Here is a 26,623-nt window from a genome sequence, read left to right on the forward strand (position 1 = left end):
TATAAAAGTTTACAAAGTTTGCTTGAAAGTGGTTAGTGGAAAGCATCCCTTTACTCATCGGAGAAAAAGAAGGGGAGAACGAAATAAAAGCTTGTGGACCCGTATAATCTACAAGCTTCTAACATTACTTAATGATGTCTTCCGATTGTCTTGTCGTTTCTTCCATTAATTGTGCAATCGACCGGTTATCCATGGTTAGTGTTTCTACCGTTGCAGCCATCTCTTCTAGAGTCGCGGTTGACTGCTCGATTACCGCTGCAAGCTCACTCGTCGACCCTTCAACCCCAATTGTTTGATTTCTTACACCTTCTGCTACGGTCAGAAGAGTATGAACATGATGGTTCATCTTTTCAAATACATCTCTTGTATCTGTGAAAGCTTCCGTAACTTCTAAGGAAGAACGTTGTCCTTGTTTAAGGAACGTTACACTCATATCCATTCCTTCAAGCGCCTTCGTGTTGTTCTGATTCAATCGGTCTAAGTTATGGTTGATCTTATCGGTTGTCTTACTGCTCATCTCTGCGAGTTTACGGATTTCATCTGCAACGACCGCAAAACCTCTTCCGGCCTCTCCTGCCCGTGCTGCTTCAATTGAAGCATTAAGAGCTAGCAGGTTCGTTTGATCTGTGATCTCTTTGATCGTACCCGTTAAACTGTTCGTCTCTTGAATCGTGTGTGTGAGTTCTTTGAACGTCTCGTTCAACTGAATGATGATATCGTTTAGACTCTGTAACTCTTGGTTCATGTGGTTCATCTTGTCTTGTCCTTCATCCACTACAACCGAAGCGTTCATTGATTCTTCTTTTAATCCTGAAGAGACCGTGTACAACTGTTCCATCGCTTGAAGGGTATGCTGAGCGTTTCCGGATATATCACCGATCTGTTCGGATTGTGAAAGGCTACCCGCCGATACCTCATTGATCGCCACCGTCATCTCTTCTTGTGAAGCGAGGCTACTCTGAACCTGTTCGTTCACTCTCCCTAAGTTACCGATGATAGTTTTCACGCTCATTTCCAAGAAATCTTTTTGTACCTGTTGTTTCTTCGCATCTTCTTCTGCAGCCAACATAAAACCTTCTAATTGCTCATACTGTCTGTGAACCAAACGAATGATGACAAATAGGATGATGCTCATCAATACAAACGCGATCATAGAAGTAGCCATCAACTGCTGATCTTCTTTTGTTAGATCTGTCAGTGCTCTCGTAATGAAGAGTGAAGTCAATCCTAGTGAAAACCCGATCAAGAAAACGATGAGTTTAAAATGCATAGCAGAGACCAGTAATAAGACGAATAATACTGGGATGATCTCTACCGTAGCTCCTAATATAAAGATCGAAGACATGCTGAACCCATAGATCAACAGAATGCTCGACAGAGGAAACAGATGATAGCGTTTAAAAATAAAGGTGATTGAAACAAATAGCGCCGCGAACGCAAGAATCTCTGACCCATAAAAGACAGTACGACTGTAATCTTCGTAAACGATTGTTTTCCCCGCCGCCGCAAGGATGGAGATCGTAAACGTAACAAATAACAAGATGTTCTTTTTCTTGATATCACTTAACTTGAGTTGCTCTACTGAACTCATAATCTTTCCCTCTTCCACTATAATGTGCATGCGATTTTATATCGACGGAGATGAAGGAAAATTTATAGAAAATAAAAGCCACTTTAAAATATTTTCAACTTTACGCTTATCGAACAATATATATACCACTCACAGAAAGAGAGAAGATTCTCATAAACGTTTATGTTATTTTTATCTAGCAAGTAATGGTAGAATCCTCTATCAACCCTACATATAAAGGAAAAATGTTATGAAGAAGTTGACTGCTTTAATTCTATATCCGTTCCTATCGAATACCCTCCAGATCTCTCCGTAGGTAGTGGGGATATTCTTAGCCTGTCCTCTGTAAGTAAACACCACATACTTATTCTCTGGAAACGTATGGAGGATCATAACTTACTTCACTTTACGAAAGTCCACATTATCGATTTCGATCCCACAGGTGTAGAAGTATTGGTTACTTCTAGTTGATAAGCAAACCCCTACTATATTCTCTAACCCCTCTTGACCAATAAATGATTGAGCCTGCTTCCATAAACTTGGTATTGGATAGACCAACTCACCATCTCATTTTCCTACCGAACTGTACCCGACTATTACAAATGCTTTTTTTACATCTTCTTGAAATCTCATCCTTGATCCCTCCTTTTTGTATGTAAACTTCATCATAGCGGGATGGATTCTTGAATTCTTAACCTTTCTTGCTCACTACTGAATCACAGTGAAAGTTAAATCGTCTCTGCCGATATATTCTATGCAGAATCAATTTAAACAGAAGGATGTTGAATCATGAAAATCAAATGGAAACTTCCCATCATTATCAGTTTGCTCGTATTTTTTATCTGTACCGTGGGTATCTATTCAGCGGTAGTCTTAAATTCTTTTACTGACAAGAGTAACAAGTTAAAAAACATGATGGAGATACAGAAAACCATCAAGAACGTGCAGTACCGTCTTGCTGGGATTTCAAACGATGAAAGAGGATTGTTGATTACAAACGATACGGAATTTGCTGAAGGCATGAGTAAAAAAGCTGAAGAAATTGAAAAAAACTTTCAATACTTAAATACACTCAACCCGGCAAAAGAGGAATCAGAAAAGATAAATCGAATCTCTAAAGCTCTATTGTTGTATAAAGAAACGAACAGAAAAGTGGTAACCACTCTACAAAAGAATCCACAACTAGCGAAAGATCTTCATTTTGGTGAAGAGCGTAGAATAAGAAAAGAAGTTCTTGATCCTGCAGTCAACAAAATGGTGGATTCATTAAATAAAGATATAGAACTATTAAAGAAAGATATTCAACAGAGTGCTAAAGTGAATGAAATCATGATTTTGAGCATAACAGCTGTAGCGTCTATAATAGGTATCATTCTTTCTGTTATGCTTTTATTTTCTATATTAAGACCGTTGAAACTCATCAATCAACAGATGAAAGAAATAGCTGAGGGTGAAGGAGATCTGACGAAGATCATCAATATCAAGAACAAAGACGAGTTTGGTGAACTCGGTGTATCGTTTAATCGTTTCATGTCGACACTTCGTACACTTTTTAGTCAGGTTAGGGAGTCCTCTCTTCAGGTAGCGAGCTCATCAGAACAGTTCTCTGCGAGTGCTGAAGAGACAAAAGTCACTTCCGAACTCATCTCAAGTTCCATGCAATCGATCGCGACCAGTGCGGCTGATCAATCGTCTATGTCAACGACCAGCCTTCAGTCAGTGAGTGAGTCTTTAACAGCCATACAAACAATTACAGAAAACTCTTCAAAAGTGGCTGATATCGCCGTATCAATGAAAGATAAAGCTGAAAGTGGAGAAAGATGTGTAAACCATGTTATGGATCAGATGACTACGATCCAAGAGTCTGTGGAGATAACAAGAGTGGGATTTGATAGTCTCCAAAAAGAAATTGGACAGATCAACACCATCACCACACTGATCAACGAGATCGCTGAACAGACAAACCTACTTGCCTTAAACGCAGCAATCGAAGCTGCTCGAGCAGGAGAACACGGTAGAGGGTTTGCGGTTGTAGCAGATGAGGTAAGAATTCTAGCAGAAAGGTCCAATCAGTCTGCGAATCAGATCCGAAAGGTTGTTGAGAAGATTTTTACAGATACTTCACACACGGTAGAAACGATAAGTCATGTGAAAACAGATGTCACATCTGGTATCGAAATGTCTCAGACGGCAGCAACCGAAATTTCAGAGATCACACGATATATCGACCAAGTGTCATCTCAGATTCAAGAGATCGCCGCTACCACCGAAGAGTTAAGTTCAGGGTTTGAGAATGTTCACGACGCCGTGAGCGGAATTGAACACGCTGCGAGTATCACTTCAAATAACACGACTGAGATTGCAGCCGCATCACAAGAACAACTTGCCTCGATGGAAGAAGTAAAGGGTGCCGCTGTGTCTCTGACTGTTGTAGCAAATGAACTTCAACAATTGATCGGTAAGTTTAAAATCTAGAATCGATAGAGAAAAGTTGAAGAACTCGAGACACCACTCGAGTTCTTTTTTTCATGTTCACTATGCCTGTAGTTTCATGAGCGCACCAAAATATTGAGAAGCGGTTGCAAAAGTGATATACGCACAAAGTTCACTGATCTCTTCATCTGTGAAGATGAACCTAAACTGTTCGACATGGTTTACATCTCCGCTAAAGACCTTTCGGCAAAAGAAGGTAAAACAGATGTATACACTGAAACATCATCAAGAAAATAAAAGAACCTTCCATTATAGAAGTGCCACATTTGAGTTACCCGTTATTGTCGATAAGAATGGATTTGTTCTGGAATACCCTGAAACTATTCGTAAGGAGATTTTAGATAGAAAAAAAGAGTTTGTTGTACTTCACAACAAGCTCTGTTCATTTACTCTATTCTTGAATTTTGTTCCTGTAGAAAGCGAGTTACTGTTTATTCAGGAGCCAATATGATTCTTTCATCTTTTTGTTCGATTTTGATCTGAAAGATTTTATAGGTGAATTTCTTCTGCCTTAACTCGTAAGGGATGGTAAGATATCCTTTATTAGAGATGTGATCTGTTTAAATTCTCTTATGAGTGTCTTATAGATGACAAGGATAGAATCATGGTAACAATCGATTCCTAGCTCTAGACCTCTATGAATGTTAAACACTTCTCTCCAGATAACCGGTATGTTCAGGTAACCTTTCTTGTTATCCTAGGTTAATAACCATCCTGCTACTCCAATTGTAGTAGGAATCAAGAAGCCATTTAAAGATTTAATTTTAACTTCTTTAACCTCTAATTTTTCATTAATATTTACTCCTTTCATATTTAAGTTTTTTATTGAGTTCTTTTTAAAGCTATACTAACTAAATAGCCAGCCATTAACACTAATAATATTGCCACTGGTACGATAATTATTAAACTCTGTACTCTTATAGCAACATTTGTACCTAAAGTAACAAAAGATAAAATAATAATAAGGTGCAATAAGTTTTTTAGACTCATGTTAATTCAGCTCCTACACCAGCACCTGCAGCAATTTTGCCTTCTCCTATCGTTACACCTGCCCAGAAACTAGCCCCATTAGAATTTAGTTCTCTAACTTAACTTCCTCAAAAAATAAATTTTTCATTAAAATACCTCCTCTTCTATTTAAAAGTGTAACTTTCAAAAATACTTCACAAGTATATTTCAATTATATGTTAAATTTAAACATTTTTTAACAATTACCTACATATTTACAAAAAATCCATTTCATCCTTACGATTAATTTATGTTATAAATCTAAATGCACTTCTATGCATAGCATTAAAATAACTTTATGAGAAGCTTTAAGTGCTATACCAATCTTTCTCCTCATCAATATGTGATACGAACGAGGATTGCGCGAAGTAAAGAACTACTTACCAACACCAACCGCTCTCTTTGGGACATCAGTTATGAAGTGGGATTCAACAACCTGAGTCAGTTTCACCGAAACTTTGTAACTGTGGTAGGCTGTACGCTGTTGCTTCGGAAGGGTTCGCCCGGCACTACTTCTACCGGCCCGATCTCAAAGACCTCCTGGTTACCTCCTCTGTTTTTCTTTACCTCTTTATCTATTAATGGATCAATGTATTCCATCATACTTATTTGTTCTGCGACTACATCATCTTGAATTTGATTACGAATGTATTCTTCTATCACTTTTTTGTTTCTTCCCACTGTATCTACATAAAAACCGGTACACCAAAATTTTCGGTTCCCGTATCGATACTTCAGGTTAGCGTGCCGATCAAATATCATTAAACTACTTTTTCCTTTTAAGTAGCCTACAAACGCAGATACACTTAGTTTGGGGTATGCTCACTAACATATGTACATGATCTCGACATGCTGTAGCTTCAATGATTTCTACACCTTTTCTTTCACACAGTGTCCGTAAAATTTCTCCTATGTCTTGTATATCACCTGTCTTCTATACTTTGGTGCGAATACGATATGATACTTACATTCTTGTATGCTAAACTATTGATGTCTTTAGACAATGAAAACTCCTCCGATGCTGGAATATTGGTTGGCGAACCAAATTTATTTTAGCGCCCGGAAGAGTTTTTTAAATGCCACGCTGTAAGCTTTTTGGAACCCTAGGCCTAGCCTAGGGTTTTCGATTTTATAACAAGAACAGGAAGCAAGGGGAACCGTCCCCTTGCTTCCTGTTCAATTAAAATACATCATAAGACTTCTTATCATGGTAATGCAAAAAGTTAAATTTCTTCGCATAATTTTTACTTTTATGTTCTGTTTTCGTAGAAACCGTCAAGACTTGAGTTTTACCCAATTGTTGAATTTTTTTAAGCTTCTCAATCTGAACTTGAGCCCACTCATCTTTTGAAACTTCACTATAATCAAAACCTTCCCACATGAAACCATCCATGTATTTATGCGTATGCTGAATGGTCTCCATCCCCCAGTTTTGTACCATTAAGAGATTCGGGAAATTTTGATGGCTTTTATCTAAGAAAGCAAGAAGTCCATCTAGTTGGTTTTTATATATGACTGCGTTTTGTTCCAAATGTTCGTTGTCAATGTTTCCAACGGTATCAAAAAAAACGCCGTCCATTCCTTTAGAAGAAACTTGTCTTTCCATTTCATCTATGAGAACTTGGTGATAGTGATTACTTGCAATATCCATCAGATAAGAATCCCATTGCTCATAATGAACTTTAGCACCATTTCTTTTAAAATAGTCATGCTCAGCTAGAAGCTCAGACCTTAGTTCGTTCCACGTTGGTGTTTCCATAACGCTAATATAACCAAGAACGATCGTACCGTTTTCTTGCAGATATTGAACTTGCTCTTTACTGTATAACTGTGGTTCAATCACAACTAAATCATATTCTTTTAACTTCTTTAGTATACGATCTGTTGGTGCCGAGTAATAAATTTTGTAATTTTTAACCTGTTGCAAAGTACTTTGTCCCTCTTGAGCAAAACTGTGTTTAGGAGATAATGATAAAAATCCCAAAGTAAAAATTGCCATGATTAATAACCACTTTTTCATAAAAATTCCCCCGATTTATACGAGGGATGGGTTGGTTTCGCGGACTGGCAATCTTTATCCTATTTTTAGAATCGAAGACCCATATCTTTGCGTCCTTGGCTTTCACCAAGTTTGCCCATCACCACAGTATTAAATTAATTATTTCCATCTTATAGGTTTTGAATTCAGAAAACAATAGCTATCCGTCTAATTTTTAGAAAAATTAGAAATAATTTTTTCTAAAGAATTCTGATAGTGTTTTGGATCTCTTTTTGTAAAGATATAAAAATCAGCTTCTGCTACATATGATATTAGTCGAAGTCCTCCGTATGTAAAAGAACACGCAGCTCCCACAGCTACTCCTACTCCGTACCAATCAAACCCGAGCGGCAGCAACATAAGAGTAAGTATAGAGGTTACGATAAAGAATATGAAAGTTGTTACATACGCTCCTCTTCGGTCATCAAAATATAGATGCAGAAGGGAAAGTGTTAATACAAGACTGATTGAAAAGACCGCTACTAATGTAATCGGCATTAAATCAAAGAAGTCCGCTTTCCATTCGAACCACGTAACAAACCTCGGCAGTAATAGAAGGACAAGCAGTGTAAATAACCCTTGCGTTCTGATAAGGCGAATCACTTCTTCTTTTAGTACTCTGATCATTATTTTCTTACTCTCTTGTATTTGAGCTAAATTGCCGCCTTCATTTATAAATCCATAAAACGTCCAATATTTTTTATAGAACCTTGTTTCAATCGAGATTACAAATGTCATCATCGTAGGGATGATGGTTAAAAACGACCAAAAAAGAGCTGTGTCATAATCAGGGTGATAACGGAAAGTCTCTTGAACAATCACAGATCCTTCACCAAACCAAATTATCCAGTTACTTACCCAAAGTCCCAAACTATAAAAGATACCTGTGAAAAGTAAGTCAGGGTATTTGTAGGTATATTTGATAAATCCCCATTGGTTACCTATAGGTCGGTCTGGAAAGCTGGTTAGTAGATGATAAAGAAGCCAAAGAAGTGTTACGAGCATCCCCAATGTAAAAACAAATAGCATAACAGCCGCTCCTTTAATAACGGGAAGAGAACGGACAAACTCTCCGATGGGTAACACCCAAAAGCCAACGATTGTTAAGGATCCTCCGAAGAAAAAGGCATACACAATATTCATATATTCTTTTGTTGCCGTGCTGTATAAAAACAGTACCCAAATGAGGTTCATGATCAGAAACAATATTAAGACAATCCAGTCGTACCAAAATGGTATAGGGCTTAGCATAGCAAAGGGTAGCCATAACAATAGTGCTAAACCACATGTCACTTTTGCCAACCCTATACTTGTTGAAGCCACATCTTCAATTTTTCCCGAATAGAACAGATCTGCTATATACCTCGTAACTAAGAGTTGAAGGGAAAAATAGATCACTTGTGAAAAAATAAACGTGTAGGAGATGGACACGACAAACAATTCTCTTGTACGACGATCTATATCGTAATGCTGCATCCCCCATTGCAAAAGAGTGAGGATCACAATGGTGATCAACCAAGGTCCTGAAGTTAATAGGATAGTAAATCCATATGCCTTTGCTCTACTTGAAAAGTAATCTTCTTGAAACATCTTATGAAGTTGAAAGCCTATTCCTGCCATTGTTTTTCGTGACCTACTTCCTTATAAAGAGAACGATATCTCTCAATGACTTCACTGAGCTGATATCGATGCTTGACTCGATTGAAACCGTTTCTGCCATGAAGTTCGATTAGTGATGGTTCTTCTACATACTTTTCTATACTTTCTGCCACTTTTCTAGGATTTACCGGAGGAACAATGAAACCTGCTGGTCCGAATAAATCGATGGCACCACCTGTTATCAGTTCTTCACAATCTCCAACATTTGTACTAACAAATGGAATACCAGCCGCTAAACCTTCTAAAATGGCTAAAGGCTGCCCTTCTGAAATGCTTGTTAACAATAATACATCCATTTCCATTAACTTCGATTGCACATTGACTTTACCTGTAAATGTAATACATTGCTTTAAACCTAGTTCGTTTAATAAGTTTTCGCATTCGCTAACATATTCTTTATCCTCATCTAAGGGGCCAAATATATGTAAGTGAAAAGGAATATTCCGTTTTCGTAACATATCGGCGGCGTAAATCATGGTTATGATATCTTTTATCGGGACTACTCTTACAATGGCCCCTAACTGCATCGGATTTTCATCCGAAAAATGCTTCCTTTTTAATGAGTAATCAGATAGAGTCACCCCGTTTGCAATAACGAGCTGCTTAGATTTCGGTGCTCCCAAACGCTCTTGAATCTTTGCATTCTTATGGAAAAGCGTAATTAACTGTTCGGCACGATGGTACGCGAGTTGACTTAGAAAATAAAAAAATTGAATCCATCTGCTTTTATAAATCATAGGTATCCAATCTGACTTTAAAATTTCCTCTTCTCGTTCTCGAGAGTAGATCCCATGTTCAGTAACAAGTAGAGGAATTTCTTGTTTTGCTGAAAGATAAGCTCCCAAAACTCCCGCATACCCAGTAGATGCTGTATGCAAAAGGTCATATTCCTCAAATTCGCTTTGAAGAAGATGAAGAATTGGCTCATATTTATTGCGAATCATCCAGAAATAATCAATAAAAGAACTTTGTAGTTTTTCTTCTTTATAACAGGTCTGAACAATTTCCCAGAATTCATGACTTCTAAAAAATCCAGATGGATTGCCCATGATACTTGTATCACCTATGAAACGCATAGCTTTTCCGGAAGTATCTTTGGACATAAAGAAGGAAAGTAGATCTTCTCTGTTTTCATCCGTTAAACGGGGACATATCGGTCGTTGTTCTTCTACTTCCAACTTATAGACTTTAACTGACTTTGCGTTAACAGGAAGTTCGTATCTCCAGTCTTCTTTCGTCGTTCGGGATCCACTTGGCATAATAGAGATAATGGTGAAATCAAACTCAGGCATTTTAGTAATAAGAGTATGTATCCACGAAGAAACCCCTCCACTAACAAAGGGGTAACTACCCTCGGCAACGATTGCTATTTTCACCTTATACCTCACCTCTTTTAATAGGGACTACCGTTTTACCTTTATAAGTTTCAATCGTATATAGTCCTCTAATCCCCTTTATGTTTGCAACGTTGTACCCATCAAAAGCACCGGTTTCCAATGTTTCATTGTCATTGAGTCGGATTAGAAAAACACTCGGTGACACTAAATTTTCACCATAAAGAAGAATATGGTTCTCTCGGTAGTTCACCTTCATTTTAGATTGGCTATAACCCGTGTATAACTGCTTTGCTTCTTGTGCTGTTACCCCTTTTAAAAAAGGATAGGTTTCATAAATCTTCTTCAGATGACGATCCAGTTCAACATTTAAGTATGGCCATTTGTACCCTTTATTTCGATAGGAATCCAACAAATCGTCTGGGTGAATAAAGTGTGATAGGATTCCAGCATTAGCTAGCGCGTCTGCATATGAAAATTGCTCATACCTATCAGGAACATATCCACTGGATACACGAGGTAGATGAAAATAACCTGAGTTGTTCTCATCGTAACCAAATTCTTGAATGTAGGAACCTTGTTCAGTACCGCCTAGATATAAAGAAGAGATTGTATCAATAGAAGGTGCACTTCTCTTCAATGCTTTAAGTCCAGTTGTATTAATAACATTTGAAGGAGGTACATAGGTTCTAAGCGTATAATTAGGAAATAAGTGCTCATGCATCTTCGTGACTTGTGATGTTGCGTTCTCCATCTGTTCCTGATCTTTCCAAGGGATGTATTCAAACTCTTCATCAATTGGTTCGCTCTCAGTCACGAGAGATTGATGATTATATCCATGCAGACTTAACTCATCTCCATTTTGTATTGCATCTCGGCCGTAAAATAAGAATTTTGCTTGGTTTTGTTTAATTAACTGTTCGGTGTTCATCGTCTGATCAGCTCGATACGTCCCGATGAAAGCATGTGTATATTTTAAATCGTATTTTCTCTGTAAATCCTTCATATCCGGCCACCAGATGTTCTTATAAAAAGAACTCACACTCCGATCAAAGATAGGAGAAATATTTTCATGATCACCGTCAGGAAATGGAGAAGGGAAATCGTCAATAAAAAAGACACTCATTTCAAGTCTGCCAGAAACAAACCTTGGAGGCAGTAGTGACAATGATTGTAACAACAAACCTCTCGATCCCTTTCCTTGAAGCATTGTACCATTCCAATACGCTACTTTACCTTTTCCGTAGGAATGGTACCAAAGTATAGGTGTTCCTTGGCTTTCCACATAAACTTCACTGTCTTTCTGTAGGGTAAGATCAAGAGAATTATTCGGGATCTTACCTTCTTTATCTTCAATATTAGGATATATAGGAGCAAATGACTTAGTAAACGTAATCCCGTTCAAATCATCTTTATGATACCCGTTAACCTGTTCAATCCCCATTACATCATTTAAGCCAGGATGAAAAAAACGTAGTCCTACGAATAGCCTTCCCCCATCATTAACAAAATTCCGAATATTATTTTCTTCTGCTATTGCTATTTTTTCGTCTAGAATAACAACGATCGTATAGGGAGAAACCGTGACTTGTTCTAAAGAATCAATGTAGGTGTAAGACAATTTAGCAAGTTCGAGTGATTTTTCGAGGTGGAGTTTGGAGGGATTGTTCTTAAATGATTCGTCGTTACCTAACACGAGAATGTTAAGATGATCGCCTTTACCAGCCGCCGATGCAGTAGGAAGAAATTCTTGTTTCTTCGTCTTTATCTCTTGTTGCGAAAAAAGCCAGTGAACCTCTCCGATTCTGGAAACTTGTACAACGATTATACATAGTACGGTGATCAGCATAACTGACCAAACAACTTTATTGGTATCTTTCATCTTTTTTCATCCCTTTATTAGATCTACTACTGACTGTAGCCTCACTGGAATTTTTGCTGAGTAGTGGTTCTCGATTTTTGTTAAAACGGTATTCAATTTAATCTTTTCATGAGTGACATAATAATTGTTGAGCAGAATGAAGTAGCATTCAGTCGAATTTGGAAAGTCAGAGATAACCTTTTCAGACAAGGAAACAGCCTGATTTTTTTTACTGTTTTCCCAGTAGTACAGTGCTAATTGTTCATAAAACAAAGTCTCTCTTGGATAATGCTTAATAGCCTCTCTTAAGAGGTTTTCATAGACGTCCTTTTTTTCTTTCAGCAACGTATCAGAAACAATATCACTCGTAAGGTATTCTTTATACACATACAAAATATTTTTGTAACCTTGTAAACTGCTAGTCTCACTGAGCATCTTATGAATGATTGTTTCATATCGTTTATTTAACAGATTTAGTGCAGTAGCTGCATAATGAGCAGTTTCTCTATTTTGTTGCACGACCGCTGCTTTTAAATAGCGTCCTTGTTCAGGTATTTTGTTCTCCATTAACCGGACGACTAAGTCTTTTCCGATATCATCAACCGTTTGCACTCCAGCAAAAAAGGGAATAGATTCTCTTCTTTTTAACGAGAGTAGCCCGATTTCGTTAAAATTGTTTACATAAAAACGTTCATGATGAATATACCGTTTTTCTTTCCCCTTTCGATCTGAGAGCTTTATGACCAACCAAACTCCTAATGCTCCTAGTATAGGAATGACGAAACTAATAGCCAACAGCCAAAAATACTCTATGTTCCTTTCTGTGTGGTCACTCCTTTTTTGAAGCAACTTATTTATGATTAAAACAAGAAGACTGTTTATCACATAAAGGATAAAAAAATAGTTCATCATATCAGTTCAGAACCCCCAACACCACTTCTTTTAATCTGTCCTCAATGACCTTTACATTTTCTTTAGACGTTCCGGGCAATAGAATAATTAAATGGCTTGATCTGGGATTATAGGAGATTAAGTCAACTTCTCTTAAATACTTTCTTAGTATTGTTTCTAAACGCTGCAGAACAGGAAGGTTTAATGGATCAGTTTTAAAGTAGACATAACAATAGGGAACATGAAATTCCACTAATCTCGCTTTCTCAATTTTAATTCGTTCTTTAAAAGAGGAAGGTTTAAACACTTTCGTATGTTGATAGTATTGCTGTTGTTCTTGTTTTTCAGACTTATGCCAAGTCTTTGTTAATTGTTCCGATATGATTTCTATCAACATATGTAACATAGAAAGACCTTCATTGCTTAACCGAGCAAGGTCTAGCTCCTGTATAACAATAATCTGTCTAATTTGATTATTGATTTTTATTGGAGCTGCTAACAAGGGTGCATTCTCTTCATCTGTTATACGCCGAACCGTAATGCTTTCGTCTTGAATCAATCGTTCATAGAACATTGGTGCTGAATCAATAAATATCGTTTGAGGTAAAAGTTTCCCCGATCCCTTTCTCACCTTTATACGCAAAGCTCTTAAACTCTGATCGACATGGTAGATTCCGAGCGTCTTTGCACCGTAATAAGTCTCAAGCGTTTTAGCCACCTCATTAATGAACATCTCAATATGATCTTGATCTAGTGCTTGCAGCATCTTATAAACGTTAATCATTGTCATTTCTGAAGCAAGAATTTTTTTCTCTAAAACATCGTTTGTTTCGTTCACTGTGTATAAGGTCGTAACAGCTTGTTCAAGCTGCACTTGAAGCTCTTCTCTCTCCGACTCCTTATCCTCATACCTCTCTCTGTATCTAGTAGAGTAAATGCCACTAATATAAGCGGTTAATAGATAGATGATGGCAGAGATAGAGAAATTCCCAAAGAAGATAAAAGAGTAAACATCTTCGTTACTGCTCCAAACATTCATGATATGTAAAGTTAATATAACCCCTGTTATGACCAACCCGTAAAGAATCCCATACCTTATACCAATTAAGAGCACGATAATCACATAGGGACTTCCAGATAACTCAGCAAACGAAAAAACATAAAATTCTATGATGAAAAGGATGATGGATATAACGAATAGTTCCGACCACTTTATCCATTTTTTATTTATTTTATACATATTCTGCTACTCCTAAAGGCAAAGGGACGGTTCTCTCTCTTTTTAGGAATCGCCATCTTCATCATTTTTTCTAATACAATCCATATAGATAGGATGTTACTTACTTGCACGAATAATCGTATGTCACGTTTCATTACTACTCCTCATTTATCTTTTACTTTTATATCGTATGTATATAGTCAAAGTTAATAGTTTTCCTTAAGTAGGATAACACGTTTATGGGATTTAGTACCAATAAAAATGGTCGTAGTTGTTATTATATTAGGAAAAAGGGATGATGAACCGCCCTAAATATTCCCTATATATGCTAAAATAGATAAATAATTGATATTTCGAATGCTAGAACATTGGGATACGAAAACAGATTTTAAAGATACATGAGGAGGAACGAAATGGCTATTTTAGTCACAGGTGGTGCGGGTTTTATTGGCAGTCATACAGTTGTTCAATTAATTCAGTCAGGCCTTGATGTAATCATCATTGATAATTTTATAAACAGTGACCCAGAAGTATTGAACTCTTTACATAGCATTACCGGGGTATCCATCAAGTTTTATAACATAGATTTGTTAGATAAAGAAAAGGTTCAGAATGTCTTTTGTGAGAACAACATCGATGCCGTTATTCATTTTGCAGGACTTAAGGCGGTAGGGGAATCGATTTTAAAACCTCTTCAGTATTATCATAACAATATTACGAGCACCTTAATTTTATGTGAAGTGATGAAGTTTCATGGTGTAAAGAAAATCGTATTTAGTTCATCCGCTACGGTCTACGGAACAGGCCAAAATAAACCATTGATGGAAGATACGCCACTAGGTGCAACAAATCCTTATGGCCGGACGAAATTAATGCTAGAACAAGTTTTAAAAGATCTACACGAATCTGATCATGAGTGGAGTGTAGCTCTTCTTCGTTATTTTAATCCCGTCGGTGCTCATCCAAGCGGGTTGATCGGTGAGAAACCAAGTGATCACCCAAACAATTTAGTGCCTTACCTCACACAGGTTGCGGCAAGAAAACTTAGTAAACTTCGCATTTTCGGTAACGACTATGATACAAGTGACGGTACAGGTGTAAGAGATTATATTCATGTGGAAGACTTGGCAAGCGGCCATCTAAAAGCACTAGATAAAGTGCTGACGAATAATGGTGTGCATACTTATAACTTGGGAACGGGCAAAGGATTTAGCGTAATGGACGTCATACGAACATTTGAAAAAGTAACAGGTGTATACATTCCGTATGAAGTAATCGATCGTCGTCCTGGAGATGTTGCAGTCAGTTATGCAGATACAACAAAAGCAAGACAAGAGCTCGGATGGTTTGCCGAAAAAGGACTAGAAGAAATGCTACGAGATGTATGGAACTGGCAGCAGAAGCGCGTGGACATTTCTCGCTCTCCTAGTTATATAAAATAGGTAATCTCTGAGAGGTGAATGGGTTTGTTAAAGCTGTAGGCATTACTATCTTGTTATTTTTTATTGCTTTTGTTCTGATCTTATTTACAAATGGAGGAAAAGGAGAAGAAAAAAAGGGTAAAAGCTGTCGTTAAAAGTTATCTAGAACAAAAATATGAATATGAATTTAACATACTTTCCTACGATGTAAGAGGTGAGAGTGGCATTACAAACTTAAAGGTAGTCTCCAAAGACCTAAAAGTAGAATTTTATGTATTTTATTACGAAGATGATTTGATAGAAGATGCATACGTGGAGAATCTCAAGAAAGCAACAAACCAAAATGAATAAACCCAATTAATAAAAAAGTTTAATTTTTACAACTTTCTATTTTAAAAATTAAACCTTATAAAGAGAGCAATCTTCTGACTGAAGTTTGCTCTTCTTCTTGATTAATGTGTTTATTCTTTCTTACATAAGGAAAGCAAACAATGCTAGATATAGAAAATTCAATACGGCAGTAAACCTAACCAAGCTTTTAAGTCACTTACCATTTCCGGAGTGAACTGATGGTTTACATTCTTATAAATCTTGAGTTCTACATTACTTCTTTTCTCAACCTCTTTTAGATGTCGGTAATAATCTTGTTGACCCTCAATGGCTATAACTGTATCACTATCTCCGTGAAGCATAAGTACAGGAGACTTAAAATTCGTTCTATCAACGGGGTCATATTCACGTAACACCTCCAAATATGCTAAAGGAAGATCTCCTAGATCATCCTTTTTTCTAAAAAGGCGCTCGGATAGAACAAATGAACCAGAGCCATTAATATTAGCTAACCCTAATATCTTTGATTGGCGAGCAAAAATGCCGTTTGCAATAAATCCTCCCATAGAGCTACCTACCAGGACGATATCCTTTTTATTGATCATGATGGTGAATTGAGCAACCCGTATCAAGAACAGCGATGATGACCCCCTTGCTCCTTTTTTCTTCTGTTCCAACTTGCTGAATGTTGTTCGGTAAGTCTTCAAATTTATTTTGGATTTTGAAAAGATTATAAACTAGTTGTATGCCTGCTATCATTTTGGCTGCCCCTCCTTAGACGAATTCTTACTATATAGAAGATGAATATTTTAAAAAAGATCTGTTTAGTGGAAGATTTTAAAAAGATATTTTCTCTTCACCTACCTTAAAGAGTATTTTTTCTAATTTACAAAATAATAAAAAAACCCTTAAATCTCCAAATACATTTGTAGTAACAATTTATATGAATTTAGAGATATCAGTAGGAATTACTTATATAAAAATATCATTAACGACCGATATTAGAAAAAACGAAGTTTTCAAAGGAGAAAATAATTGTGAATTCTAACAAAGTTCTTTCGCCACAATATTTTAGTCAGTTTACATGCATTGGTGGAAGCTGTGAAGATACTTGTTGTGCAGGTTGGCGAGTTACCATAGACCGAAAAACTTACAAAAAATATCAAAATATAAAAGGTGACCAGGCTATTAAAAAAAATGTTAAAAGAGTGCGCAAGAATATTACTGAGCATGCTTATGCAGAGTTACAGTTGGGTGAGAAAAATGAATGTAAACTTTTAACTGATGATGGGCTATGCGGAATCCAGGTGAAGTATGGTGAGGATTTCCTTTCTCATACTTGTTCCTCCTACCCAAGAACTGTTAATAAAGTTGATGATTCTTTTGAAAAATCTGCGACCGTTTCTTGTCCTGAAATTGCAAGACTTGTATTATTAAATCCAAAAGGAATAGAATTTGATGAAATACATAATTCTGAAAAAGTACTTAGTTATAATAATAAAATTGATTCAAAAAGTGATGTTACAAATCCAAAAAAATATTTTTGGGATCTAAGGATATTTACAATTGAAATCTTACAAAACAGAGATCTTGACATCTCCAATAGACTTATAATACTTGGGCTATTTTATAAAAAATTGAATGAGATAATAGATAATAAAGAATTAAGTAATATACCAAACACCATACAACTATTTAAAGAATTAATGTCAAATAAGCAACTAAATCTTACTGAAATTTCATCAGATTTAACAGTTCAATTAGATATTCTTTATGAAATTATAAATAAACGGATAACATCTGGAGTATCAAGCGAGAGATATTTAAAGTGTTTTAGAGAGATGTTGTTAGGTTTAGGTTACTCAGAAAGTATCAGTGTAGAAGAGTTATCAAATAATTATAAAGATATATATAATAATTACTATTTGCCTTTTATGGCTAATAATGAATATATACTAGAAAATTATTTAGTAAATTATGTTTTTAAGAATCTATTTCCATTCGGTAATTATACAAATGTTTTTGAAGAGTACGTTATGCTAGTTGTTCATTTTTCATTGATTAAAACTCATTTGATTGGTATTTCTGGATATTATAAATCATTGAATTATGAAATCATTGTTGCTGTTATTCAGACATTTTCTAAAACTGTTGAACATAATAATATATACCTTCAACAAATACTTAAAATGCTTAAAAACAATAATTATGTAAATTTACCCTATATGACAATTCTAGTTAAAAACTAACTGTATATATTCACGTGAAAAATAAAATTTATTGATACCTTTATACTTATATTTATTTAGTGTTTAAGAACTCTATTACTTAAAAAATTTTGTTTATTTCATTTTTTAATTGAATATGTACAAAAAAATAGCTTGCTGACGGATATGTCTGCAAGCTATTAACTCTTGACTCTTCTAAATACCTTTTTTTCTACTATCAGAAATTACAAAACTACTTTAATTCTTCTTATCAAAATACATCCCATCCACTGAAACTGCCTGATACGGGTTCGCATAGTGGGTGTTTTTTTCTTTCTTTTTTTTCATTGTTGAGAGATTGTGCTTAATCTCTTCGAACTGTCGTGCTAACAGTGGATCGATCGTCTCATTAATCTTTACGATTAAACGCCCCATACGCTTTTCGTCTTCCGAATACGTTCCAGGTAGGTTCTTTATTGTCGCCTGACGTTGATCGAGCAATTCATTTAACCGCTCGATATACGATTCGCGCTCTTCCTTAGGCAAACCTGAGCTCACATGATCGTATAAATTCTTCGTGATCTCAAGCAGAATTTTTACCGCAGGCATTACACGCGCCCTGTTTCGCCATGCTGCATGCGGCGGTTGATCTGAATCACTTCTTTCCACGTATTGCGGAAATCCAGCACATAGTCTTCCACTTCATCCAAGATTTTCACGTCATTTTGAATGTTTGCCTCAATCAGACGACGGTGGATATAATCGTACATCGTCATCAATGACTTTGATACTTCAAGCTCCATGTTCAGCGTGACCATCAACTCTTGAATGATCTTTTGCGCTTTTAATAGGTTCGTATTCTTTTGTTCTGTATTCTTAAGCTCGATCCCCGTTCGCGCGAGACCGATAAACTTTAAACATCCGTTATAGAGCATGAGCGTCAACTCGCCGGGAGACGCCGTTTGAACTGAGTTATTTTGATACGCCTTGTTTGCGTTAAGTATGGACATGTAAAGGTAACACTCCTTTTTGGTTTAAAATTACTGTCCGCCGCCAAACTGCTGCATTAAATAAGCTCCCTGCTGATTGGAACGTTGCACCGCAGCCTCCATGGCTTGAAATTGACGCCAATAGCGATTCTCTACTTGAACTAACCGGTCTTCAAAAGTAAAAATTCGTTTGTTGACTGCTTCTAACTCACGCGCCAGGGAACTGTTGTTTCGAAATTCATTACCCGCTTTAGATTCAATTTTCACGATAGTAGATTTTATCGATTCACGTAGCTTCTGGACTATACCCACTTCTGTACCATTTCCATTAAAGAGCTTCATTACTGCTTCAGGTTTCTCCGAAAGTGCATTTCGCAGTTTATTTTCATCAATTTCAAGTTTGCCCTTGTTTAAATAATTTTTTGAGGTACCAATCCCAATTTCAGAAAGTAGATCATACTTTGAATCACCTGTATTAATGTTATTATATAAAATTTGTCGCATTGAGTTTAATCCATTTGACAGTGAAGAGTCATTTCTGAGTAAACCGCTCTTAGCTTTTTCGTCCCACATTTCAGCTTCTTTTTCAGAAAGGTCTTTTCTTTGTTCGCTAGTTAGTGGAGTATAGTCTCTGTATTTTGCTTCACCAATTTTCTTATTAATGGCATCAATAGTTTCATTATACTTATTAACAAAGGTTCTAATAGATTCTACTGTCGCATTAGTATCGTCTCCCACAGTAAGGTTTGAAGTACCCTTTTGTAGTAAGTTATAATTAATTCCATTTATTGAAAATGTATTGGTCGATCGAGTAGTCTCATATCCGTTAATTGTAAACTTTGCATCTAAACCTGCAGTTTTACCTGATAATTCACCAATTGAATTTTGAAAACCTAATTCTCCCATGAATTCAGCAGTGATAGAATCTTGCACCTTAATTGAAGATTGTGAACCAGAATCCTTTTTTGTTAATACAAATTGTTGTTTTTGTGAGTCATAAAATGCTGAAACTCCAAGACCTGAATTATTAAATGCAGCTGAGATAGAAGTAAGATTATCACCAGCTTTTATGTTTATTGTTTTAATACCTTCACTCACTCCACTTCCATTCATAATTTCAAATGAAAGAGTTCTATCTTGGCTCGAAATATAAGTACTCGATACGCTTTTAGAAGTATCCACCCATGTTGCAGGCTTAGCCGTTTCCATAACTTCCATATTAATAGTTGTATTTATAGCTGTTCCGTTAGCACTAGCAGAAACTGCATTAGGATTAGAGCTAGTTACACTCTTTTTAGAGAAATTACTTGGTCTTCCAATGGTTTCAAAGATTAGATTATCCAGATCACTTAATAGTTTATTCATTGAACGATAATCATCTCGTTGCCACTCTAAGGTTGTCTTTTTTTGTGAAAGTTTATCTAAAGGTATTCTTTCTGCTTTCATCAAATCTTTGACTAGTGTATCGATATCCATACCGCTGGCTAATCCGCCAATTCTCATACTCACGGTTCATCACCGTCCCTAAATTTTTTTATCTACAAAAATACCCATAAAATCAATCATATCCGCATACATATCAAGGAACTTTTTGTTTGGAATCTCCTTGAGCACCTCTTGTGTTACTTCATCCACGACCTGAACGTAATAATCGTTTAACTTTTCGTGAAGTACAAATTTTGAAGAAGTGTGTGCCGGTTTTAACATATCGTTCATCGCATCAATCACTTTTTCTATTGATTCTTTCGTTGGTTTACTCTGTACTGAAGCTTCGGCTTGAGTCGTTTGTTCTGGTTGGTTTTGGCTTTTAAGCACAGGCTCAGACTTTTGAAATACAGGAGAACTAATTGATTGCAGTTCCACCTTCATCGCCCCTTTTATTTTCTCTAAAATTTATATCGGATTCTTCAAAAAATTGTTGAGGAAGAGTAAAGAAAGAAGTTCAGAAAAAAATTTTATTACAATTCTATGAAACTACTCAATCTTCTAATTATTTATTGTAAAATAGTTGCTTAGGAACATAAAAAATGTAGAAAAATGACCAATAATGTCTGCGGCATTTACATATAGCAATACATACTCTAAAAAATGAAAAATTGAAAACGAGAGGATTCTGGCAGTAATGAAACACCGACAATCGAAGCAACAACGAAAACGCAGCCAACAGCCTAACTCAACCGTTAAGCAAACGAAAGCCATGGAACAACCTCTACATAAGAACAGATACATAACCGGCCTCGATGGACTCAGAGCCATCGCCGTACTCGCAGTTATCGCCTATCATTTGAACTTTGAATGGGCAGCAGGCGGATTACTAGGGGTTACTGTCTTTTTTGTTTTATCAGGATATCTAATAACCGATCTATTAATCACGGAATATGTAACTACAAACACTATTAACTTTAAAAACTTCTGGATCCGCCGAGCCCGAAGGTTATTGCCAGCCATGTTTACGATGCTTCTCGTCGTCGTCACATACGTAACCTTGTTCGAGCCATCCATGCTTGAAAAACTTGAAGAAGATACCGTTGCAGCGATTTTTTATGTGAGCAACTGGTGGTATATATTCCAAGATCTTTCGTATTTCGAAAGCTTCGGACCCCCTTCCCTACTCACTCACTTTTGGAGTTTAGCGGTGGAAGAACAATTTTATATCCTATGGCCATTGGTCATTATCGTTCTATTAAAGATGAAGGTTCGTGAAGGTTCCCTGTTTTCTATGATGCTAGCAGGTGCTCTTATTTCAGCAGCAGCGATGACACTTTTGTACGAACCAGGTGCAGATCCGAGCCGCATCTATTACGGGACAGATACGCGCGTGTTCTCCCTTTTACTAGGAGCCAGTCTTGCTGTCATATGGCCGAGCCGTAAACTGTCTAGTACTCTACCACCTGAAATTCGTTGGAAACTAGACTTTGTCGGACTATTCGCACTCGCTTTTATCTTTTACATGTTCGGGAGCACAGACCAATATCAAGACTTCCTCTACCAAGGTGGAATGGTCGCGATATCCGTTGCCGCTTTGCTAGTAGTAGCCGTAATGGTTCACCCATCCAGCCGACTCAATACGTGGTTGAGCTTTAAACCGTTACGCTGGGTCGGAGTTCGTTCGTATGGTATCTATCTGTGGCATTTCCCTGTGATTGTTCTGACGAGCCCTCAATGGGGAGCAGATGCGCCAAGCTTATTTAGAACAACATTTCAAATTGTACTGATCTTAGTTCTAGCTAACCTGTCTTGGAAATACATCGAGAACCCGATCCGTAAAGGTGCGTTATCGAGATTCTGTCGAGTGGTGAAACGTGGAGAATGGAAACGTGAGCGGTCGTTTATCGGTAAGTTTGTGTTAACAGCTTGTATTTTAGGTCTTTTCATGTGCGTATCTGCAATCGGCTTCACCACAACTTCAGTAGCGTTAAGTAAAGGTAAAGTTATCTCTGCTATACAAGACAAAGTTGGAAATGAAGAGCCACCGCCAGAGAATACGGTGAGACCAGAACCGAAGTCTGATGGTGCTGATAAGGACGAAAAACCGGCCGAAGAGCCTAAAGAAAAACCATCTGAAGAACCAACATCTAATGATAAAGAAGATGAAGAGAAACAACCTGTTCAAGATACACGCTCACTCTCTGTCATCGGCGACTCTGTTATGATTGATGTAACACCTCATATAGAGGAAGTATTTCCTAATGCTGATGTGGATGCAAAAATCGGACGTCAGTTTAGAGAAGCAGAAGATCTCGTTCAGCAGAAGAAAAGCTCTGGCAGTTTAGGTGAGATTGTTGTGATCGAGCTTGGAGCGAACGGGCCTCTATCTGAAAAGAGAATGCATAACTTGATTGAGTTAATTGGTGATCGAGATATTTATATGATTACTGCACGTGTTCCAAAGCCTTGGCAGCGGGAAGTGAATGAGACGATTACTGATGTTGCTCAAGAGTACAAGAATGTTGAAGTAGTGGATTGGTTTACGAAGAGTGAATCTCACCCAGAGTATATTGGTAGCGATGGTGTGCATTTAACGCTCACTGGTGCGAGAGAGTATGCAAATTTCTTAATTAAACATATAGAATAACAACAAGAGCCAACGACCATGAAAGGTAGTTGGCTCTTGTTTATTCTTCTTTTTCTTCTCCACCCGTAACTGGATTTTTTTCCGTTTGGGGCTGTGAATTTACTTTGTGAAATATCACTTGATAAATCGCGGTTTAAATCCAAAATTGTTCTAAAATCCATCAGAAGGACTTTACAAAGTGTTTTTACAGAGTAAGACCATGCGATTGAGCATATCATTTCCGGAATAAATTCCATCCATTTGGATGTTTAATCATTCACTCAAAGAGCCTCAAATAATGCTTATATACCAACAAGTAATCCTTAAGTAAAAAATGACCCCTGAATAAATCTGAGGTCATTGTCATTTTTAGAAGTTTTAGTTATTTGTATTCGTAATTTAGTATATTAGATACCTGCCCATCAGGATTTATGATTTGAACATTTTTTATTCCTACAGAAGAAGCTGGCATCTTAATTCTAATTCTAGTGGAATTATAGAATACATTTGGATCTATTATAATTCCACCTACATCAATTTTCAAACCTAACTCAAAACCAGAGCCATCTATATACACCAAGTTTCCTCCGCTTATTGACCCTGAAGTAGCACTAAGCTTCGTCATGATTGGAGCGGATTTCGCTGGTGGAGCATTATACGTATAGGTAGAAGTTGCTATTTGACCATCAGGATTCGTTACAATAATTGGAACTTGCCCTGGAGTGTCGCCAGCAGGGATTTTTATTCTAAGCCTAGCATTTGAATAATAAGTAATATCCGTAATGACTTTTCCTCCTACTGTTACAGTAAGACTTGAATCGAAATTTTCTCCATCAATATATACTAATTCTCCGCCTGTAAGCTGTCCGTTATTCGGGGTTACATTTGTTATCTTAGGAACTACAGCTTTATACGTATAACTTTGAGGCAAAGTAAATGTTTGGCCATCTGAGTTAGTAACTGTTATATCTACAGAACCAATGAATCCATCAGATTTAGGTGCTGTTACCCTCACTCTGCTCGTACTATAATAAGTTTGAATAGGTACAATTTTAGAGCCAAACATAAAAGTTGCTTTGCTGTCTATATTTACTCCATCAATATAGACCAATTCTCCACCGCTGGTTAATCCACTATTTGGTGAAACTGCCTTTAGCTCAGGAGCCGGTGGTGGTGGTGGTGCTAAATAAGTATAAGCATTTGCTAATCTAGCTTCTTGATTATCTGGATTAACAATTCTAATCTCTACATTCCCACTGTTTATGTTAGCTGGCGCAATAACCCTTATTCTTTGGCTACCATAGAAGACACTCATTTTTGCTTCATTTTCACCAAAATAAACTTTTACTCCATCGACAAAGTTTTTTCCGTCAATATAGACTAATTCCCCTCCTGATAATTTCCCAGAATTAGGACTGATATTTGTAACCTCTGGTGCGGGTGGAGGGGGTAGTTCTTTATACGTATAGGCACCTGATAAAGTAACAGTTTGATTGTCAGGCAAGGTAACAGAAACATCTACAGTTCCAGGTATGACAGTGGCAGGAACTTTTACTCTTACTTTGTTAATTGAATAGAAGTAATCAACCTCGGTCTCAGAAGATCCAAAGGAAATTTTCATATCTTTAGTGAAGTTATTTCCTTCTAGTATGATTAAATCCCCCCCAGTAACTAAACCGGAATTAGGCGTTACAGATGTAAGCTGTGGAGAAGGTAACAATGGTGGCTTATTGTATGTATAAGCATCTGCTATTACCGCTGATTCTCCATCAGGATTCTTAATTGTAATAGGAACTATACCCTCAATATTTTCAGGGGCAACTACTCTTATTCTTGTATCAGAATAATATGTTGAAATATTTGCTTTCTTATCTCCAAAAAAGACTTCTAAACCTTGTTTGAATTTCTTTCCGTCTATATAAACTAATTCTCCACCTTTTGTAAGTCCTTGGTTTGGTGATACGTTAATTATATTGAGTTCGTCTTTAATGGGTGGATCATACTTATAACCATTAACTGCAATTACATTTGTTGCATCTGGGTTTTCCAAATAAACATCTACTGACCCTTCTTGTATTCCAGCTGGGACTACTGCTCTTATTTCTGTAGGATTTCTATAGTCAACCGTTGCAAACTGTTCACCAATCTTAATTTTAATCCCGTTTAAAAAGTAGTTACCTTTTATGATAATAGTATTTCCTCCAAGAAAGGGTCCGCTTGCAGGTGAAATACTTGATATTACCGGTTTTGCAAAATAATGATAAGGACTTGTAGCGGTTTGCCCATCATCATTTCTCACATAAATAGTAGCAGCTCCCTGAAGCCCACTTGGAGCTGTTGCAGTTATTTCATTTTGGCTGATAACCTGTACATCACTTGCAAGATTAGTATTAAACTTTACCGTTAAACCAGTACGGAAGAAATCTCCTTTAATTGAGACTTTATTCCCCCCGTCAATACTCCCTTTACTTTCTGTTACGGAAGTAATAAGAGGTGCAGGATGTTTAAGTGTTACCGAGCTCCCCAATACACTGTATGTTCTGTTTGCCCCAGTATAATCCTTGTATTTTATGGACAATGGTTCTGTAACTGGAATGGTACCTATTTTTGCGTCTTTTTTAGGTCTGATTTTATATTTAAATGTTAATGGGTCATTTTTTAATTCTAAAAAATTCCACGTAAGTACATTACCTACTACTGTTGGCTTTGGAATATTATTATCATAAGATCCAGGAACGATTTCAAAATTGGGTGAAACAGTTTCTTTTACTTCTACATCATAAGCACTGGCCATTCCAATTTCCTTAACTATGTTAGCATATATATCAGCTAGGCCAGCTGAACCTAGAACAAAATGATGATGATGAGAAGTTGTTGCCATCTCTTTTAGTAAAGAGTTAGGACCACTTTGGTCTGGATTATCATTTGCTCCTAACAATGCAATCGTGTAGAACACTATACCTGCATCCTTAGCAGCTTGCGCTTGCTGTTTTGCATATTCGTAGCTATTTGCGGCTCCATCAGTTAATAAAACTATTACTGGTTGAGCTTCTTGACGATGACTGGAGAGCATGTTAATTGCTTCTGTAATAGCTCCCCCAGTATTTGTACTTCCACCAGCTTGTATAGTATTTATATAGGATTTTGTTGAAGCAGCATCAGTGTTAAGATTGTACTTTTGAGCAGAATCACTAAAATCCACTATACCTACTTTATGTTGTTTTAAGTCCATTAAATCAATAAACCCTCTAGCCGCATCTTTAGCAGCACTAATTCTATTATCTGCTGTCATACTTCCAGATTTATCAATAACAAGTACAACATCATTTGGTTTTACGACATTTAAAGGAGGCGTCCCTTGGATATTTAACGTTACTTCCATCTCTTCATTCGTGGTTAAAATTGATTTCTCCAATGTTCTGTTTGCTGTTACATAATTGGTACTTGCTTTCACAGAATCAAATACAGGTAATACAGAAGTAAGAACTAATAAGATCGCAAGTAAATATTTTAAAAATTTTTCCATATACTTTCCTCCAAAATAAAACA

The 26,623-nt window shown here is 36.7% G+C and carries 23 protein-coding genes, 2 pseudogenes and 1 riboswitch; of the genes and pseudogenes, 6 read left to right on the forward strand and 19 right to left on the reverse strand.

Features of this window, described 5'->3' with window-relative positions:
* Window positions 1–124: 124 nt before the first annotated feature.
* Both I5J82_RS14120 and I5J82_RS20675 read right to left on the reverse strand, forming a co-directional pair.
* Entirely contained in the window at window positions 125–1,591 is a 1,467-nt protein-coding gene (locus I5J82_RS14120; RefSeq protein WP_198768362.1) for a methyl-accepting chemotaxis protein, read from the reverse strand.
* A gap of 207 nt (window positions 1,592–1,798) precedes the next feature.
* Window positions 1,799–1,963 (reverse strand): GyrI-like domain-containing protein, encoded by a 165-nt coding sequence (locus I5J82_RS20675; RefSeq protein WP_198768363.1) that lies wholly within the window; start codon window positions 1,961–1,963, stop codon window positions 1,799–1,801.
* A gap of 396 nt (window positions 1,964–2,359) precedes the next feature.
* Here I5J82_RS20675 and I5J82_RS14130 point away from each other — a divergent pair, with 396 nt between their 5' ends.
* Window positions 2,360–4,045 carry a methyl-accepting chemotaxis protein gene (locus tag I5J82_RS14130; protein WP_198768364.1) on the forward strand — a complete coding sequence of 562 codons (1,686 nt, stop codon included), beginning with the start codon at window positions 2,360–2,362 and terminating at the stop codon, window positions 4,043–4,045.
* 60 nt (window positions 4,046–4,105) lie between these two features.
* Here I5J82_RS14130 and I5J82_RS20385 read toward each other — a convergent pair.
* Window positions 4,106–4,198: pseudogene (locus I5J82_RS20385) on the reverse strand (carboxymuconolactone decarboxylase family protein); the annotation flags it as partial.
* Between the two features lies 1 nt (window position 4,199).
* Between I5J82_RS20385 and I5J82_RS14135 the strand changes: the two are divergent.
* Complete coding sequence (locus I5J82_RS14135; protein ID WP_269819598.1) at window positions 4,200–4,514, forward strand: putative glycolipid-binding domain-containing protein; 315 nt, start codon at window positions 4,200–4,202, stop codon at window positions 4,512–4,514.
* 371 nt (window positions 4,515–4,885) lie between these two features.
* Here I5J82_RS14135 and I5J82_RS14140 read toward each other — a convergent pair whose 3' ends face one another.
* Window positions 4,886–5,053 carry a hypothetical protein gene (locus tag I5J82_RS14140; RefSeq protein ID WP_198768366.1) on the reverse strand — a complete coding sequence of 56 codons (168 nt, stop codon included), beginning with the start codon at window positions 5,051–5,053 and terminating at the stop codon, window positions 4,886–4,888.
* 316 nt (window positions 5,054–5,369) lie between these two features.
* Between I5J82_RS14140 and I5J82_RS20680 the strand changes: the two genes are divergently transcribed.
* The gene (locus tag I5J82_RS20680) at window positions 5,370–5,705 is read left to right on the forward strand and encodes a helix-turn-helix domain-containing protein (RefSeq protein WP_198768367.1); all 336 of its coding nucleotides are present in this window, start codon (window positions 5,370–5,372) and stop codon (window positions 5,703–5,705) included.
* A gap of 62 nt (window positions 5,706–5,767) precedes the next feature.
* On the opposite strand, the pseudogene tnpA reads toward I5J82_RS20680, so the two are convergent.
* From tnpA to I5J82_RS14185, 8 genes and pseudogenes are all read right to left on the reverse strand, one after another.
* Window positions 5,768–5,998, reverse strand: a pseudogene (gene tnpA, locus I5J82_RS20685) (IS200/IS605 family transposase); the annotation flags it as partial.
* Window positions 5,999–6,251: 253 nt separating this feature from the next.
* Window positions 6,252–7,091 (reverse strand): glycoside hydrolase family 191 protein, encoded by an 840-nt coding sequence (locus tag I5J82_RS14155; RefSeq protein WP_198768368.1) that lies wholly within the window; start codon window positions 7,089–7,091, stop codon window positions 6,252–6,254.
* A 35-nt stretch (window positions 7,092–7,126) separates the two neighbouring features.
* A riboswitch (cyclic di-GMP riboswitch) is annotated at window positions 7,127–7,217 on the reverse strand.
* A 60-nt stretch (window positions 7,218–7,277) separates the two neighbouring features.
* Complete coding sequence (gene pelG / locus I5J82_RS14160; protein ID WP_198768369.1) at window positions 7,278–8,729, reverse strand: exopolysaccharide Pel transporter PelG; 1,452 nt, start codon at window positions 8,727–8,729, stop codon at window positions 7,278–7,280.
* Window positions 8,717–10,144 (reverse strand): GT4 family glycosyltransferase PelF, encoded by a 1,428-nt coding sequence (gene pelF / locus I5J82_RS14165; RefSeq protein WP_198768370.1) that lies wholly within the window; start codon window positions 10,142–10,144, stop codon window positions 8,717–8,719. Before pelF ends, pelG begins: the two co-directional genes overlap by 13 nt.
* 1 nt (window position 10,145) lies before the next feature.
* Window positions 10,146–11,984 (reverse strand): DUF2194 domain-containing protein, encoded by a 1,839-nt coding sequence (locus tag I5J82_RS14170; protein WP_198768371.1) that lies wholly within the window; start codon window positions 11,982–11,984, stop codon window positions 10,146–10,148.
* A gap of 6 nt (window positions 11,985–11,990) precedes the next feature.
* Window positions 11,991–12,875 carry a tetratricopeptide repeat protein gene (locus tag I5J82_RS14175; RefSeq protein WP_198768372.1) on the reverse strand — a complete coding sequence of 295 codons (885 nt, stop codon included), beginning with the start codon at window positions 12,873–12,875 and terminating at the stop codon, window positions 11,991–11,993.
* Window position 12,876: 1 nt separating this feature from the next.
* On the reverse strand, window positions 12,877–14,094 hold the full coding sequence (locus I5J82_RS14180) for a hypothetical protein (RefSeq protein WP_198768373.1): 1,218 nt from the start codon (window positions 14,092–14,094) through the stop codon (window positions 12,877–12,879).
* Window positions 14,082–14,228: a hypothetical protein gene (locus I5J82_RS14185; protein WP_198768374.1), complete on the reverse strand. Its 147-nt coding sequence runs from the start codon at window positions 14,226–14,228 to the stop codon at window positions 14,082–14,084. The genes I5J82_RS14180 and I5J82_RS14185 overlap by 13 nt, the downstream gene beginning before the upstream one ends.
* A gap of 258 nt (window positions 14,229–14,486) precedes the next feature.
* On the opposite strand from I5J82_RS14185, the gene galE reads away from it, so the two are divergent.
* Window positions 14,487–15,515 (forward strand): UDP-glucose 4-epimerase GalE, encoded by a 1,029-nt coding sequence (gene galE / locus I5J82_RS14190; RefSeq protein ID WP_198768375.1) that lies wholly within the window; start codon window positions 14,487–14,489, stop codon window positions 15,513–15,515.
* Window positions 15,516–16,003: 488 nt separating this feature from the next.
* On the opposite strand, the gene I5J82_RS14195 is transcribed toward galE, so the two are convergent.
* The gene (locus I5J82_RS14195) at window positions 16,004–16,456 is read right to left on the reverse strand and encodes an alpha/beta hydrolase family protein (protein WP_233096495.1); all 453 of its coding nucleotides are present in this window, start codon (window positions 16,454–16,456) and stop codon (window positions 16,004–16,006) included.
* Window positions 16,419–16,583, reverse strand: coding sequence for a hypothetical protein (locus I5J82_RS20390; RefSeq protein ID WP_233096496.1), 165 nt, complete (start codon window positions 16,581–16,583; stop codon window positions 16,419–16,421). Before I5J82_RS20390 ends, I5J82_RS14195 begins: the two co-directional genes overlap by 38 nt.
* Window positions 16,584–16,861: 278 nt before the next feature.
* On the opposite strand from I5J82_RS20390, the gene fliB reads away from it, so the two are divergent.
* Complete coding sequence (fliB, locus tag I5J82_RS14200) at window positions 16,862–18,073, forward strand: flagellin lysine-N-methylase (protein WP_198768377.1); 1,212 nt, start codon at window positions 16,862–16,864, stop codon at window positions 18,071–18,073.
* A gap of 216 nt (window positions 18,074–18,289) precedes the next feature.
* Here fliB and fliT read toward each other — a convergent pair whose 3' ends face one another.
* Genes fliT through flaG form a run of 4 tightly spaced genes read right to left on the reverse strand, consistent with a single transcriptional unit; the run spans window position 18,290 to window position 20,883 of the window.
* The gene (gene fliT / locus I5J82_RS14205; protein ID WP_198768378.1) at window positions 18,290–18,640 is read right to left on the reverse strand and encodes a flagellar protein FliT; all 351 of its coding nucleotides are present in this window, start codon (window positions 18,638–18,640) and stop codon (window positions 18,290–18,292) included.
* Window positions 18,640–19,041, reverse strand: coding sequence for a flagellar export chaperone FliS (fliS, locus tag I5J82_RS14210; RefSeq protein WP_198768379.1), 402 nt, complete (start codon window positions 19,039–19,041; stop codon window positions 18,640–18,642). The genes fliT and fliS overlap by 1 nt, the downstream gene beginning before the upstream one ends.
* Window positions 19,042–19,071: 30 nt before the next feature.
* Window positions 19,072–20,523, reverse strand: coding sequence for a flagellar hook-associated protein 2 (locus I5J82_RS14215; RefSeq protein ID WP_198769027.1), 1,452 nt, complete (start codon window positions 20,521–20,523; stop codon window positions 19,072–19,074).
* Between the two features lie 21 nt (window positions 20,524–20,544).
* A complete protein-coding gene (flaG, locus tag I5J82_RS14220) occupies window positions 20,545–20,883 on the reverse strand; it encodes a flagellar protein FlaG (protein ID WP_332873660.1) in 339 nt (112 codons plus the stop codon).
* Window positions 20,884–21,142: 259 nt separating this feature from the next.
* On the opposite strand from flaG, the gene I5J82_RS14225 reads away from it, so the two are divergent.
* Window positions 21,143–23,095 carry an acyltransferase family protein gene (locus I5J82_RS14225; protein WP_332873661.1) on the forward strand — a complete coding sequence of 651 codons (1,953 nt, stop codon included), beginning with the start codon at window positions 21,143–21,145 and terminating at the stop codon, window positions 23,093–23,095.
* 361 nt (window positions 23,096–23,456) lie between these two features.
* Here the strand turns inward: I5J82_RS14225 and I5J82_RS14230 are convergent, their stop codons facing one another.
* Complete coding sequence (locus I5J82_RS14230) at window positions 23,457–26,600, reverse strand: IPT/TIG domain-containing protein (protein WP_198768381.1); 3,144 nt, start codon at window positions 26,598–26,600, stop codon at window positions 23,457–23,459.
* Window positions 26,601–26,623 lie beyond the last annotated feature (23 nt).

Source organism: Fictibacillus halophilus (assembly GCF_016401385.1).
In the GTDB taxonomy this organism is placed as follows: domain Bacteria; phylum Bacillota; class Bacilli; order Bacillales; family Fictibacillaceae; genus Fictibacillus; species Fictibacillus halophilus.

What these genes read in the sequence shown, in the direction of transcription:
- fliT (WP_198768378.1), bottom strand. Translation starts at nt 18,640, where the DNA reads ATGCCTGCGGTAAAAATTCTGCTTGAGATCACGAAGAATTTATACGAT.
- I5J82_RS14175 (WP_198768372.1), bottom strand. Translation starts at nt 12,875, where the DNA reads ATGATGAACTATTTTTTTATCCTTTATGTGATAAACAGTCTTCTTGTT.
- pelG (WP_198768369.1), bottom strand. Translation starts at nt 8,729, where the DNA reads ATGGCAGGAATAGGCTTTCAACTTCATAAGATGTTTCAAGAAGATTAC.
- I5J82_RS20675 (WP_198768363.1), bottom strand. Translation starts at nt 1,963, where the DNA reads ATGATCCTCCATACGTTTCCAGAGAATAAGTATGTGGTGTTTACTTAC.
- I5J82_RS14215 (WP_198769027.1), bottom strand. Translation starts at nt 20,523, where the DNA reads ATGAGAATTGGCGGATTAGCCAGCGGTATGGATATCGATACACTAGTC.
- fliS (WP_198768379.1), bottom strand. Translation starts at nt 19,041, where the DNA reads ATGTCCATACTTAACGCAAACAAGGCGTATCAAAATAACTCAGTTCAA.
- I5J82_RS14135 (WP_269819598.1), top strand. Translation starts at nt 4,200, where the DNA reads ATGAACCTAAACTGTTCGACATGGTTTACATCTCCGCTAAAGACCTTT.
- I5J82_RS14140 (WP_198768366.1), bottom strand. Translation starts at nt 5,053, where the DNA reads ATGAGTCTAAAAAACTTATTGCACCTTATTATTATTTTATCTTTTGTT.
- I5J82_RS14225 (WP_332873661.1), top strand. Translation starts at nt 21,143, where the DNA reads ATGAAACACCGACAATCGAAGCAACAACGAAAACGCAGCCAACAGCCT.
- I5J82_RS14170 (WP_198768371.1), bottom strand. Translation starts at nt 11,984, where the DNA reads ATGAAAGATACCAATAAAGTTGTTTGGTCAGTTATGCTGATCACCGTA.
- I5J82_RS14130 (WP_198768364.1), top strand. Translation starts at nt 2,360, where the DNA reads ATGAAAATCAAATGGAAACTTCCCATCATTATCAGTTTGCTCGTATTT.
- I5J82_RS14155 (WP_198768368.1), bottom strand. Translation starts at nt 7,091, where the DNA reads ATGAAAAAGTGGTTATTAATCATGGCAATTTTTACTTTGGGATTTTTA.
- I5J82_RS14120 (WP_198768362.1), bottom strand. Translation starts at nt 1,591, where the DNA reads ATGAGTTCAGTAGAGCAACTCAAGTTAAGTGATATCAAGAAAAAGAAC.
- I5J82_RS14185 (WP_198768374.1), bottom strand. Translation starts at nt 14,228, where the DNA reads ATGAAACGTGACATACGATTATTCGTGCAAGTAAGTAACATCCTATCT.
- I5J82_RS20390 (WP_233096496.1), bottom strand. Translation starts at nt 16,583, where the DNA reads ATGATAGCAGGCATACAACTAGTTTATAATCTTTTCAAAATCCAAAAT.
- galE (WP_198768375.1), top strand. Translation starts at nt 14,487, where the DNA reads ATGGCTATTTTAGTCACAGGTGGTGCGGGTTTTATTGGCAGTCATACA.
- I5J82_RS20680 (WP_198768367.1), top strand. Translation starts at nt 5,370, where the DNA reads ATGAGAAGCTTTAAGTGCTATACCAATCTTTCTCCTCATCAATATGTG.
- I5J82_RS14180 (WP_198768373.1), bottom strand. Translation starts at nt 14,094, where the DNA reads ATGTATAAAATAAATAAAAAATGGATAAAGTGGTCGGAACTATTCGTT.
- I5J82_RS14230 (WP_198768381.1), bottom strand. Translation starts at nt 26,600, where the DNA reads ATGGAAAAATTTTTAAAATATTTACTTGCGATCTTATTAGTTCTTACT.